Here is a 13,633-nt window from a genome sequence, read left to right on the forward strand (position 1 = left end):
TGTTTGTTTAGAAATTCATTCAAAATAAGCGGCATCTTTAAAGGCAGTTCCCTCTCTGTCTTTCGCCGATAATACCATTTGCGAATCTGCCAACGGCCAGTCTATCCCCAACGTTTCATCATTATACAAAATAGAAGCTTCCGCCTGCGGAGCATACTTGTTATCTACCTTATACGTAAAAACGGCTTCTTCGCTCAAGACTGCAAAGCCATGAGCAAAACCACGGGGAATGAAAAATTGTCTCTTGTTTTCCTCACTAAGCAACACGCAGACGTGCTTTCCAAACGTAGGCGATGATTTACGCAAATCAACGGCAACGTCCAGCACTTTTCCTTTAAGAACACGAACCAGTTTCGCCTGACTGTATTCTCCTTTCTGATAGTGCAATCCGCGTAACACGCCAAAAGATGATTTCGACTCGTTGTCCTGTATAAAATCTACGGGACCAATATTGGCATCAAACTCTTCTTTCTTATAGGCTTCCATAAAATAGCCCCGTTCATCGGAGAAAACTTTAGGCTCTATCAGCCATACTCCGTCTATTTCCGTCTGTATATAGTTCATTATTGATAGTGATAAATAAAACGATGCAAAAGTAGTGAATTTTTCGAAGTTTTCTGGGATATATTCAATTTATCTCGTAATTTTGCAGACATGATTGAATTGGCACAACATATAGAGACTTTACTACTGGAAAACGATTGCGTCATTGTTCCGGGGTTTGGCGGTTTTGTAGCGCATTACTCGCCTGCAACCCGCGTAAAAGAAGAAAATATATTTTTACCTCCTACCCGCACAATCGGCTTTAATCCTCAATTAAAACTGAATGACGGCGTATTGGTGCAATCTTATATGTCAGCGTATGACACGAGTTTTGCTGACGCCAGCCGCATAGTAGAAAAGGAAGTAAACGAATTCATCGGTCTCCTTCATGAAGAAGGAAAAGCCCATTTGGATAATATAGGCGAGATTCACTATAACATTTATGGTAACTATGAGTTTGTTCCTTATGACTATAAGATAACGACTCCTTCATTATACGGTCTCGACTCTTTTGAAATGCATGAGCTTTCCGTTCTGCAACAGAAAGAAAAAGTATGGATACCGGCTCATCCGGAGAAGGAAAAGAAGACTTTTGAAATTAGTATCAATCGTGCATATCTTCGCAATGCTGCAGCAATGATTGCTGCCATCGTATTGTTCTTTGCCTTTTCAACTCCGGTAGAGAATACAGACGTTCAAAAAAACAATTATGCACAATTATTACCCAGTGAGCTTTTTGAGCAAATAGAAAAGCAATCGGTTGTAGTAACTCCTGTGTATGTTAAGAGTGATGCAATGCAACAGGCTAAGAAGCTTTCCGCTACTGCTTCAACTTCTTCTTCAACGAAGACTTCATCCACTAAAAAGAATACAGCGGATAAGACTTCCAAGCCAATCGCAGTTAGAGAAGTGAAAGTGGCCAAACAGGAAACGGCAGCTACTGCCCCTGCGGTTAAATCTCCAGAAAGTGCCAATCATCCTTTCCATATCATAGTGGCAGGAGGAATCAGCCTGAAAGATGCAGAAGCCATAGCAACTCAATTAAAATCAAAAGGGTTTGCTAATGCAAAAGCGCTGAACATGGATGGAAAAGTACGTGTCAGCATCAATTCATTCGACAACCGCAATGAAGCGACCAAGCAATTACTTGAGCTAAGAAAAAACGAAACTTATAAGAATGCCTGGTTACTGGCTAAATAAAAATCCCTTTTTAAAAGCATGAAACGAATTCTTTGTCCTAAATGTGAGAATTACCTTTTTTTTGATGAAACCAAGTATAGCGAAGGCCAATCACTGGTATTTGAATGTGAGCATTGCGGCAAGCAATTCAGCATCCGGCTTGGAAAGAGCAAAGTAAAGGCTCTTAGAAAGGAAGAAAATCTGGAAGAAGAAGCTGAATCCCATAAAGAAGAATTCGGATATATCACTGTTATCGAAAATGTATTCGGTTATAAACAGATATTGCCCTTACAAGAAGGTGACAATGTCATAGGCCGCCGTTGTGTGGGAACTTCTATCAATACGCCCATTGAAAGCGGTGATATGAGCATGGATCGACGCCATTGCATCATCAATATCAAACGCAATAAGCAAGGAAAACTTGTTTATACATTACGGGATGCTCCCAGCCTGACAGGTACTTTCCTCATGAATGAGATTCTGGGAGATAAAGACCGTGTACGCATTGAAGATGGCGCTATTGTGACTATCGGAGCTACTACATTTATTTTGCATGCGGCTGAATGAATTTATAGTTTATTTTGATATTCTCGCATAAATTCATCAGCGATATAGAGATTGCCATAGAGATAAAGCCCTGTCTCCTTGTCATGCAAGTCAGCACAAGTCTTGCTTTCATAAAACAATTGTAATGCTCTGATCGGAGCTATTTCCAAACGCTTCGCAAGTTCGGCAGCAATACTACCGATACGATTACTTAATATTATCTCTTGGATTTCAGGAGACTTCACAGGGTCACCTAGCCAATTCTGTTCCATCATAGGTAAGGTATTTATCCGTTATATCTTGGTTTAACAAACAAATCTGGTTATTCGGTTGGTGTTGAGCTAGACGTTGCAATGCTACATCAGTACTCATCAAACCAGACATATACAGATTTACTGTATCAATTACCCGGTCATCAGCAACACCTCCCTCTATATAATCATAAATTGCCGCCGGATTCAGTCCATGACGACTGGCTACAATAAATTCCAACCATTCCGAATCGTAAGCTTTGAACACCTTACAACGAGCCTTTTCCAAAACAAGTTCTCTATCAAGTTGGTAAATATTAATAATGGCTTGGGTATTGCGTCGCTTAGCCGTTGCAATAGCCCAACGACAAGCCTGCTCTTTGATATCTGTAACATAAAATCCACGACCAAAATCAAGATTCTCCCTTCCTAAACGACAAATAGGAACATCAACTCGTTCCGTTCCTCCATGATATACTGTTATTTTCATCGTTTTGCCTCCCAAGTTGTCAGACATTCTATCATATTATCAGTCACATGCTCGCGACTCTCAGTATGTAATACATCATAGCAAGGCAAGATGTAATTCTCAATCATACCTACACGCTTCATGCGGGTAAAAACCTCTTGATATGATTTACCTAATCGGCGTGCCGTACTTTCAATGCAGGACGCTACAAATGCTAATGTCACTTCAGTATGTGATAATTCAATCAGATTTCCCATATTAAATTCTGTATAAAGCTAATTTGAGCTAATTACAAAGTTAATGAATATATCTGGAAACAGATAAAGTTTAATCTTCTTTTTATTGTTTTTGAATCATTCGATCCGTAGGAAGCACAATTCTAGTTCATATTAAATGGCATTACTAATATGAACAGAAATAAAAAAGGATAGGAATCTATATATTGGTAATATTCCTATCCTTTTTTTCATTGTTTTATGTTCAAGCTATATCCAGATGTTCCGAAGAATACAATTTATGAGCTTTCCCATAAAGACAATATCCAATTATAGCCGTAAGAAGTGAATAACCGAAAGAGGGAATCCACCAATAATAGTCTACAAATCTCCAAAGAAAAACAGAGCTTGCTATCCACATTAAAATAACACTCCATACAAACCATTGAGTTACTTTTTGAGTTGAGATAAACTTAGGCAGCATATTATTAGGTACACTTCTATCCGGTTCTCTCATTACTTTTCCATATACAAATATTTCAGATGAAACCGGTGAGATATTGGATGGTTGACTTGAAGTTGTTTCAAAGAAATCGACCTCTCTCTTTTTCACGATTCGTATCCAACTCTTCATCCATTCATAATGTCCGATAATACTAGCCAGCCAACACATAGAAGCAAACCATCCTAAAGTAATAATCAAAAGTGGTAGCCATATACTATCTAAAAATGAAAAAATAGTTCCACTGCAAGGAGTGCATTGAACATTTTCTGATTGCGGTATAATGGTATAAAATGCCACAAACAAAGCGCCAACAAAAATGGCGTAATAGTTAACCCATGTATGATAACGCTGTACATGGAACTGATAGGCTTCAACAGCCTTGTCGTATGCGACTTGTTTTTTACAGATTTGGTCGCAAGGATTTGAACTTAAATTTGAGTTACACATAATTATATAGTTTAAAATTCGATTTCCTCAATTAAAGTAAAATATTTCCATTGTGGATTAGTTGAGTACTTGGCTTTCAAGCCTATTGAAACTCCTAAATAACGAGGATACCGTGTCTCACCTGAGTAATAATCAGAGTACCTACCAAAAGCCGTCGCAAAATAATGATTCTTAATCTCATATACTCTCAACAATGGACAGGTCAAAGCTTTACAAAAGACTTTCGAAAATCTTAATATGTCTCGTGGAAAATTGTCAGATGTCATATAATCCGTAAATGCAAAATAACCTAATTCTTTCACATCTGTTCCAATTGTTAAATATCCGGTAAATCCGATACATCCATTAAAAGCCCAATTGCCAATAGTCTCTACCTTGTCAGGAATAATTAAATTACCAGTAAGTCCTGCACATCCTTCAAAAGCATGATCGTCAATACTCTTAACATTTTCTCCAATAGTAATTTTTCCTTTAAAAGAGCTACAACCATGAAAAGCATAAGCCGGAATATCCGTTAACGCATTTCCTATACTCAATGAACCTGTAAAAGTAGAAGATTGAAATGCAGACCCTTTCATACTTGTTACACTATTCGGTATCACTAAGTCTCCTGTTACTTTGCTACAACCAGCAAATGCTGCTGTTCCAATACTCTGCACTCCCTCTTCTAATATCAAAGTCCCGTTAAAAGCAGAATATTCAAAAGCGCGTTCTCCAATAGTTGCAGTTTTTGAAGGAATCACAATATTCCCTGTTAATTTAAGAATGTTTGCAAAAGCATATTGACCAATACTTTCTACTGTCTGAGGTATATAAATGGAAGTAATAGAACTATTATAAAACGCTCTATCTGAAATTGTTTTTAAATTCAGTGGCAATAACACTGTAGATACCAGAGAATTATTAAAGGCACTAGCCGGTATACTTGTATCACTCAATTCTGAAAGATCTACCGTTTTCAAGTTAGGCATAGTCTTTAAAAACTCGTAATCAAAGGTATTCAGATGTCCTGTGATTTTCAATTCTTCTAAAATTTTAGCGTCTTCACTATTGATTTGTTGTTCCAAAGTTCCTGCTGTTGCCACGTAAATATCCTGTGAACTTCCTCCACGCTGAGTAATCTGTATTGTTTCAGAAGTAACTCCCAATTTGTCAACTAATTTAATAATCGAATAACGCAATTGAGTATTATTATTCTGTTGGACATTAAATGTAATCGTTTCATCCCGCATTATGGCACGTGATGTCGGAGCGATAGAAATCCATGTTTTATCCGCTTCCGGAATTTCTATGGTATAATCAATATTAGTGGAAAGCTGCACACTCACCGTACCACCGGTATAAGGAACCGTATAAGAACGGTCGGTGATATTAATCACTCCTTCCACAAAATTGATGGAACGCATGATAGTACGTTCTTCGCCATCGGAAACGAAAACCAATACCTCACTGCTAAGTATCGTTCCCGGTGTAGTCACTTCAATTACTCCGGAAGCATTACCCAAAGATTTTACCACAGCACGGAAACCATCTTGCGCCAAAGCTTTCAATACAGTCTTATCCGTAGCCCCCGTAATAGTATATTGAATGGGATAAGTCTGATTGGCTAATACCCGTATATCCTCCGTTTCATTGAAAGTGATAGACAGCTTTTTGTGTTTGGGTACGGAGATAATGTTTCCGGCTTGCATCTCCAAATAAACATAATCATCATCCTCCGTCACATTCTTGAAGAAAGCGTCTCCACTTGTTCCATCCGCACCAGTCGCTTTTCCTAGTTTTGTCCAGTTCGAACCATTGTCATAAGATATATACCAATAGCCGTCTTCTTCTATCTTCAACTGTGGAGTGACACCATTAGTACCATCCGTGCCGTCTTGTCCATCCGAACCATCAACACCTTGCGCCTTTATCTTATTACCATTATCATCTTTCATCCAATCGCTATTCAACGTCCAATAATAGATACCGTCGGTATCTTGTTTCACTCCGACAACAGGTGTCACCCCATCCTTGCCATCCGAACCGTCTTGACCATCATTACCATCTGCCCCATCTTTACCATGATATATGGTTATCGGTTCACGTTTTTCAAAATAAAGTTTATAACCAATCACCTTCCCATTATCATTCAAAGGTACCACATTAGTTATACCATCTTTTTGTTGTAGTGCTTCAATGATTGATTGTATAGACGAAATATCAGTATTCATCTGTTCACACAAGCTTTGCAACTCGCCAAAAGCATACCAAGTCGGCAGTTTTATAACAGTTCCATTCGACAAGGTGAAAGTAACAAAGTCCTGACTGGAAGTATAATCTATATCACTAAACATATCGTCACCATCCACTCCATCTTTACCAGTATCACCTGTAGCCTGCCCTATATTCGACCACGTACTGCCATTATTCATCGACAGCCACCAACGACCATTTTCTATTTTCAATTGTGGAGTAATGCCATCCATACCAGGTTTACCATCTATACCATTTTCTCCATCTTTTCCATTTTCACCTACTGCCTTTACTTTATTCCCGGCATCATCAATTAACCATTCTCCGTTTAACGTCCAATAATAAACATTATCCGCATCTCGTCTCACGCCAACCACCGGCGTTACTCCATCCTTACCGGCAATACCCGTATCACCTTTATCCCCCTTTTCTCCATGATAAATAGTAATGGGATCTCCCTTTGAAAAAGAAATAGTGTAACCAACCGTCTTACCACCTTCTGTAACAGGATTTACTTTTGTGATGCTTACATTACTTTGCAAAGCTTGTAGTAACGTTTGCAACGCTCCAATGTTTCCATTCATCTGTTTACAGAGTTCTTCAAGTGAAGTTACCCTGCCATCCAATTGATGAATACTATCCCATAAATCATCAGTGTTTGTTTTGCAGCTATAGAATGAAGTACTTAAAGCTGCAATCATTAAGAAAAAGAATACTGTCTTTTTCATCATAATTATTAGAGTTTTTGTCGCCACCTCAACTCCTTAGCAGTGGTAAGTCTATAAAAAAAGTGTGGAGTCGTTAGTTTATCTGTTAGGAGGTTCTGGTAAAACCTTGACATAAATAAACAATACCCCACACTCGTATATATATGTAATATAAAATTACACACGACTATACAAGTGATGAGTGTTATTGCTATCCTTATGTCAATTGAAATTTACCAGATTTCCTAACAAGGATAAAAGCTAAACACTTTCATCTATTAATATGTAATGTTGCACATACAAACACTATTGCTGCAACGCTACAAAGATAGAAAATATTTCGCATAAACAACACTCTTGGGGTATTGAGACTGCAAATTTGGGATAAAATGAGATGAAAAGCAATATTGAAGATTAATTATCTTCATTGTATCTTGAGGATAATACGCGTTTGAACAATCTACTGCTATAACGCGGCAAAGATTGAAAATATTTTCACAAATAAATTTTCTAGAAGAAGCTAACAGAAGAAAAATCAAGATACTTCTTACTTTTTGATAAAATAGGTGATAAAAAGAGATAGGAAAACAAATTATAAATCCAGTAGAAATCCTACTTTCCGCATACAAATCTTACTAAAATTTTGCACCTAACAGTAAATTCACCGTTGGGCAACGGCAAAAATGTCGTTAGGCAACCACAAATTCACCATTGCCCAACGGCGAATTAGAGCATTTCTACCCGAAATATCAAAAAAATAGGGAAAGCTCCTGAAAGAACTTTCCCTGTCTAAAGTTATTTTTTAGTAAGAATTAAGCTGCCGGATCCGGAGCTTCTCCTGAATCTCCTCCAGAAGAGCCACCTCCTTCGCTAGGTTCTCCACCGTTATCCCCGTTAGGATTGGTTACGTTATCTCCAAACAGTTCTATACTAGCTGATCCAAGCATTTCCTTGAATGCACCTCCCGGAGTAAAGACTATCTTCCTCCTAATAATAGTATTAACACTCACGTCTTCAGCTTTATCTTGGCTCTCGGCATTAATAGCTGGACGAAATGAACCGAACTCTCCCAACTTTACAGAGAATCCTTCTTCTAAAAATGACACCATAGTATCTTGCACTCCTTTCAGTACCACATCCACCATAGCCCGATGAACACCTGTCCGCTGATTTACTTCATCACATAACTTGTTATAGTTGATGCTCCCAACTAGAACGTTTGCTGCAACATACTTTTCTACCTTATTTTCCTTATCGAAACATAAGGTAATTTTTTTCTTTTTATATCTGATAGCCATATACGCCTAAGATTAAAAAGTTAAACAATATTAGGAAGCCACACTATTGACTTCGCAACAAAGGTATGAACACATTACGAGATTTACAAGCAAGATTACCATGGTAAAAAAGGTCTTGATTCATTGTATTTTACAGATGACTTTTTTATGCAATATTCATCATGTCAAATTCGTTTTCTCCTTATAAACCAAGCATTTATAAAACAAAAAAGTAGAATAATAATTCATACAAAAAGAGACAAAATTGGTCATTAAGGATTTGAGTCCTTTCAAACCGTGAAAATGAAGAAAAAGAAGGTTATGGAAATAAAAAATACGAAGAATGCAAATTTGATCTTTAACAATTAATAACTTACCGTCTCTTAATTATCTAACAGTTAAGGGCATTTTGATAGTTGTATACTCTACCAAAATGCCCTCTACTTTTATCAACCTTAGGTTATATCTTATATCTTACAGAATACCTTTCACAGTTTCAAGCATTCCTTTTTCCTGGATAGAATCCAAGTTTGCTTTTACAGCTTCTGCCAATCCCGGGATCTTATTCAAATCTTCTCCCCAGATAAAGTCAGCAGCCAGTACACCTTCGGTTACTTTCTTTGTACAACCGGTTGCCCAAAGTTCTTTCAGCAGGTTCATGATTTCAGGAGCATCATTTGGTACAATTTCAGCGCCGTCAGCACGTACACCACCTTTATAATAAGTAATGATAGCGGCCAAACCAAGTACCAGGCCTTTAGGAAGTTCGCCCTTACGTTCGAGATAAGTCTTCAATCCCGGTAAATCACGAGTTTCATATTTTGGGAAAGAATTCAGCATAATGCTTGTCACTGCGTGATCTACGAATGGATTGTTGAAACGTTCCAATACGTCGTTGGCGAATTTCTCCAACTCATCTTTCGGTAAATTCAATGTTTCCATCAATTCATCGAACATTACCTTGTGGATATATTTACCAATAACCTCATGTTCACAAGCTTCACGCACAATATTCACACCAGAAAGATAAGCAACCGGAGAAAGAACTGTGTGCGGGCCATTCAACAGAGTTACCTTACGTTCGTGGTAAGGAGCTTCCGAAGGAACAAACAACACATTCAATCCTGCCTTATCAGCCGGGAACTCTTTAGCAATTTCCTGCGGAGCTTCAATCACCCACAGATGGAAGATTTCAGCCTGAACAACCAAGTTATCATCGTATTGCAGTTTTTCTTTGATAGCAGCAATATCTTTGCGCGGGAATCCCGGAACGATACGGTCTACCAATGTTGCATATACGCCACAAGCTTCTTCAAACCATGTTTTAAACTCATTACCCAGGTTCCACAATTCAATATATTGATAAATAGTTTCTTTCAACTTATGTCCATTCAGGAAAATAAGTTCGCAAGGGAAAATAATCAAACCTTTTGTCTTATCACCATTGAATGTTTTGAAACGATGATACAGCAATTGAGTCAGTTTACCTGGATAAGATGAAGCAGGAGCATCTTCAAGTTTGCAAGACGGATCAAAAGCAATACCAGCCTCTGTAGTGTTTGAAATAACAAAACGCATTTCAGGTTGCTCTGCCAACTTCATGAACTCGTCATTTTGAGAATATGGATTCAATGCACGACTGATTACATCGATCATTGTCAAGCTGTTAACAACTTCGCCTTTATCCAATCCTTGAAGATTAACATGATAAAGATCGTCTTGTGCATTCAGCATATCGACCATACCTTTATCAATGGGCTGAACCACTACTACACTGCTATTGAAGTCGGTTTTCTGGTTCATGTTGTAAATAATCCAATCAACAAATGCACGCAAGAAGTTACCTTCGCCAAATTGGATAATACGCTCCGGACGTTGTGTTTTAGGAGCAGTTTCTTTGTTTAATGCTTTCATGTTAGTTGTAATTTATAAAGTTGATATTATACAAATTCAAAATAAAAATCAATATTCTCCTTAATCAGGATGTCGATAGGCATATACTTTACAGGTTCAACAGACTTCTTAAACACAACATGGTCGCACAGAGCCTTCACCCCGCAATACCCTTGCAATCCCGGACGTTGCCCGATTAAATAATGCACATCACCTGATTTTAGCAACTCTACATTTGCTTTCAGAAGGTCATATCCTATCAGCCCTTTCATGCTACGTCCCGCATGACGGAGATACTCTCCTAACTGATACACCCTGGAATTAAATACAACTCCCAGCGCAGCCTTCGGATGTGCCCGGAAAAACTCATCTAATGTCTGTTGATTGCTTTCCTGATCAGATTTATTGAGTATAACCTCATGGATTACCAGGTTGTTATATTCCTCGGCTATGTAACTCATAAAACCGTCCAAACGACGTTGCATCTGTATTTCAGCCGGATTATCTTTGTTATTACTTAAGAACAAGACTAACTCCTGACCTTCTCCCGCCGAATAGTTGCGCATCAATATTTTTGCTGCAATATATCCGCTCTTATAGGAATCCTGCCCAATATACGTCAAGGCTCTCGCTTCTTCCATATTGAAATCAACAAAAGCATAAGCTATCTTATTTTCCTGTAGATAAGCTGTCAGCGCCAGCGTCTCTTCCCGGAAATTCGGAGAAATCAACACTGCGTCCACATTCTTTTCTTTTATAGCAAGGCAGGCTTCCTGATAACTTTTCTCATCTCCATGATGGTAACACAGATAATCTATACCCACATTAAAAGGACGCAACTCTTGCCGGGCACGCTCAATCCCCCCGACTACCGAATGCCAATAGTCATGTTCTATATAATAAGGTATCAGGCAGAGGAAAGAATATTTCTTTTTAGCAGCCAAACCGATAGCAAACACATTGGGTTGATAATGAATCTCATCCAGTACCTTTTGTACTTTAGCTTTGCTTTTGGGAGACACGTCGCCACGATTGTGCAACACCCTATCCACCGTTCCGGCGGAAACACCGGCCATACGGGCTATGTCTTTAATGGTATAGTTCTGGTCCTCCATAGTGCTAAAACTTAAATATTATAAATAATCGCTGCAAATATACGAATTATTTTGTTACTCCAAGTAAATTTTCTATTTTTGTGTTCGATAACGGTTAATAAAACTAAAACGAGATTTACGCCTATTAGCTTTAAAATCAATACGATATAGGTATAAATACAGAAAGTAATAATTTTATATACTTAAAACACAGTAATAATGAAGAACTTCATGGACGAAAACTTCTTGCTGCAAACAGAAACCGCGCAAAAGTTGTATCACGAGCATGCGGCTAAAATGCCGATCATCGACTATCACTGTCATCTCATCCCCCAAATGGTAGCTGACGACTACAAGTTTAAATCACTGACTGAAATCTGGTTGGGCGGTGACCACTACAAATGGCGTGCAATGCGTACAAACGGCGTAGATGAACGTTTCTGCACAGGAAAAGATACCACAGACTGGGAAAAATTCGAAAAATGGGCGGAAACAGTTCCTTATACTTTCCGTAATCCACTGTACCACTGGACTCACCTCGAATTGAAAACTGCATTTGGTATCAATAAAATATTGAACCCACAAACAGCACGCGAAATTTACGATGAATGTAACGAAAAGCTGTCTCAACCTGAATATTCAGCTCGTGGAATGATGCGTCGCTATCACGTAGCGGTAGTTTGTACTACGGATGATCCTATCGATTCACTGGAATATCACATCAAAACACGTGAAAGCGGATTTGAAATCAAGATGTTGCCAACTTGGCGTCCTGATAAAGCTATGGCTGTAGAAGTCCCTGCTGATTTCCGTAGTTATGTAGAAAAGCTGGCAGAAGTTAGCGGTGTTACTATCTCCAATTTTGATGATATGATCGCTGCTTTACGCAAACGTCACAACTTCTTCGCAGAACAAGGTTGCCGTTTGTCTGACCACGGTATTGAAGAATTCTACGCAGAAGATTATACCGATGCTGAAATCAAGGCTATATTTAATAAGGTATATGGCGGTACAGAATTGACCAAAGAAGAAATTCTGAAATTCAAATCAGCCATGCTTGTTATCTTCGGTGAAATGGACTGGGAAAAAGGATGGACTCAACAGTTCCACTACGGCGCTATCCGCAATAACAACACCAAGATGTTCAAATTACTGGGCGCTGACACCGGTTTCGACTCTATCGGTGAATTCACCACAGCCAAAGCAATGGCTAAATTCCTTGACCGCCTGAATACCAATGGCAAATTGACTAAAACAATCCTTTATAACCTGAACCCATGCGCAAATGAAGTGATTGCAACTATGTTGGGCAACTTCCAAGATGGTTCTATCCCGGGAAAAATTCAGTTTGGTTCGGGATGGTGGTTCCTCGATCAAAAGGATGGTATGGAAAAACAAATGAACGCCTTGTCTGTGCTTGGTCTCCTAAGCCGCTTTGTAGGTATGTTGACAGACTCTCGTTCTTTCCTGTCCTACCCGCGTCATGAATATTTCCGCCGTACATTATGTAACTTGGTAGGACGCGACGTAGAGAACGGAGAAATCCCTGCATCTGAAATGGAACGCGTAAACCAAATGATTGAAGATATCAGCTACAACAATGCTAAGAACTTCTTCAAGTTCTAACGGATTAGTAGTTACACTATAAAAAAGCCGCTACCAAATCGAATATGCTTTGAGTAGCGGTATTTTTATGTTCTATTATTACCATTCATCCAACTCCACAACTTAGGGCTTATCTTATGCATTAACAGTAGATTCACAACACAAACCACAACGCCGACAAATCCCCAAAGCAATGTTTCATTCAGCGTATAATAGTCTTTAACCTGAATAAACACCCAAATACAATACGGTAAACATAATACCGACGTAACAATAACAGGTATATACTTTCTTATCACCAAAAACTGAATGATATGCACTATCAGGTGCAAACCAAAGGCAATCAAACAACAATACCAAGCCGTCAAATCATTCATGCAGATTGACATAACCGTACAGGCTGATATAATTATAAACTCTTCCAATACCGTCAAGGCAAAAACCGGCGCATTACTCAAAGAATCTACTTTATCTTTCATAAAAGGGAAGCGCATGTACAACATAGCCTTGTTCTTATCCAACCATGTCGGAAGCATTATTATCTCTTCAAATTCATGAATCATGAATACTATGGGCAATAAATATAGGTATTCCATCGTTTTTATTCCTTATTATGGCTCAGTTGTAATTCTTGGGGGATTAAGTTTAGTCAATTCCCTTCATGCAT

The 13,633-nt window shown here is 38.5% G+C and carries 13 protein-coding genes; 3 read left to right on the forward strand and 10 right to left on the reverse strand.

Annotated elements, in window-relative coordinates:
- Positions 1–15: 15 nt before the first annotated feature.
- Positions 16–564 carry a dTDP-4-dehydrorhamnose 3,5-epimerase gene (gene rfbC / locus DW862_RS21620; protein WP_004315343.1) on the reverse strand — a complete coding sequence of 183 codons (549 nt, stop codon included), beginning with the start codon at positions 562–564 and terminating at the stop codon, positions 16–18.
- Positions 565–654: 90 nt separating this feature from the next.
- Here rfbC and DW862_RS21625 point away from each other — a divergent pair, with 90 nt between their 5' ends.
- Both DW862_RS21625 and DW862_RS21630 read left to right on the forward strand, forming a co-directional pair.
- Positions 655–1,743, forward strand: coding sequence for an SPOR domain-containing protein (locus DW862_RS21625; RefSeq protein WP_074704625.1), 1,089 nt, complete (start codon positions 655–657; stop codon positions 1,741–1,743).
- A gap of 18 nt (positions 1,744–1,761) precedes the next feature.
- Positions 1,762–2,289: an FHA domain-containing protein gene (locus DW862_RS21630; protein ID WP_120070364.1), complete on the forward strand. Its 528-nt coding sequence runs from the start codon at positions 1,762–1,764 to the stop codon at positions 2,287–2,289.
- 2 nt (positions 2,290–2,291) lie between these two features.
- On the opposite strand, the gene DW862_RS21635 is transcribed toward DW862_RS21630, so the two are convergent.
- The 8 genes from DW862_RS21635 to DW862_RS21670 all read right to left on the reverse strand — a co-directional run bounded on the left by DW862_RS21635 (position 2,292) and on the right by DW862_RS21670 (position 11,382).
- On the reverse strand, positions 2,292–2,543 hold the full coding sequence (locus tag DW862_RS21635) for a hypothetical protein (protein ID WP_118219891.1): 252 nt from the start codon (positions 2,541–2,543) through the stop codon (positions 2,292–2,294).
- Positions 2,518–3,036, reverse strand: coding sequence for a DUF3990 domain-containing protein (locus DW862_RS21640; RefSeq protein WP_120070367.1), 519 nt, complete (start codon positions 3,034–3,036; stop codon positions 2,518–2,520). Before DW862_RS21640 ends, DW862_RS21635 begins: the two co-directional genes overlap by 26 nt.
- Positions 3,006–3,245: a DUF3791 domain-containing protein gene (locus tag DW862_RS21645; protein ID WP_117809808.1), complete on the reverse strand. Its 240-nt coding sequence runs from the start codon at positions 3,243–3,245 to the stop codon at positions 3,006–3,008. Before DW862_RS21645 ends, DW862_RS21640 begins: the two co-directional genes overlap by 31 nt.
- A 223-nt stretch (positions 3,246–3,468) precedes the next feature.
- Positions 3,469–4,155 carry a hypothetical protein gene (locus DW862_RS21650; protein WP_120070370.1) on the reverse strand — a complete coding sequence of 229 codons (687 nt, stop codon included), beginning with the start codon at positions 4,153–4,155 and terminating at the stop codon, positions 3,469–3,471.
- A gap of 11 nt (positions 4,156–4,166) precedes the next feature.
- On the reverse strand, positions 4,167–7,121 hold the full coding sequence (locus DW862_RS21655) for a PL29 family lyase N-terminal domain-containing protein (protein ID WP_243636519.1): 2,955 nt from the start codon (positions 7,119–7,121) through the stop codon (positions 4,167–4,169).
- 788 nt (positions 7,122–7,909) lie between these two features.
- Entirely contained in the window at positions 7,910–8,395 is a 486-nt protein-coding gene (locus tag DW862_RS21660; protein ID WP_004316197.1) for an HU family DNA-binding protein, read from the reverse strand.
- Positions 8,396–8,848: 453 nt separating this feature from the next.
- Positions 8,849–10,288, reverse strand: a complete 1,440-nt coding sequence (locus DW862_RS21665; protein WP_118219888.1) for a tagaturonate reductase — start codon at positions 10,286–10,288, stop codon at positions 8,849–8,851.
- Between the two features lie 26 nt (positions 10,289–10,314).
- Positions 10,315–11,382, reverse strand: a complete 1,068-nt coding sequence (locus DW862_RS21670) for a substrate-binding domain-containing protein (RefSeq protein WP_004316195.1) — start codon at positions 11,380–11,382, stop codon at positions 10,315–10,317.
- A 198-nt stretch (positions 11,383–11,580) separates the two neighbouring features.
- Here DW862_RS21670 and uxaC point away from each other — a divergent pair, with 198 nt between their 5' ends.
- Positions 11,581–12,987 (forward strand): glucuronate isomerase, encoded by a 1,407-nt coding sequence (gene uxaC, locus DW862_RS21675; RefSeq protein ID WP_120070374.1) that lies wholly within the window; start codon positions 11,581–11,583, stop codon positions 12,985–12,987.
- A 65-nt stretch (positions 12,988–13,052) separates the two neighbouring features.
- On the opposite strand, the gene DW862_RS21680 is transcribed toward uxaC, so the two are convergent.
- Positions 13,053–13,562, reverse strand: a complete 510-nt coding sequence (locus tag DW862_RS21680; RefSeq protein ID WP_118195222.1) for an HXXEE domain-containing protein — start codon at positions 13,560–13,562, stop codon at positions 13,053–13,055.
- Between the last annotated feature and the right edge of the window lie 71 nt (positions 13,563–13,633).

The sequence above is a fragment of the Bacteroides sp. AM37-9 genome, assembly GCF_003603455.1.
Classification (GTDB): domain Bacteria; phylum Bacteroidota; class Bacteroidia; order Bacteroidales; family Bacteroidaceae; genus Bacteroides; species Bacteroides xylanisolvens.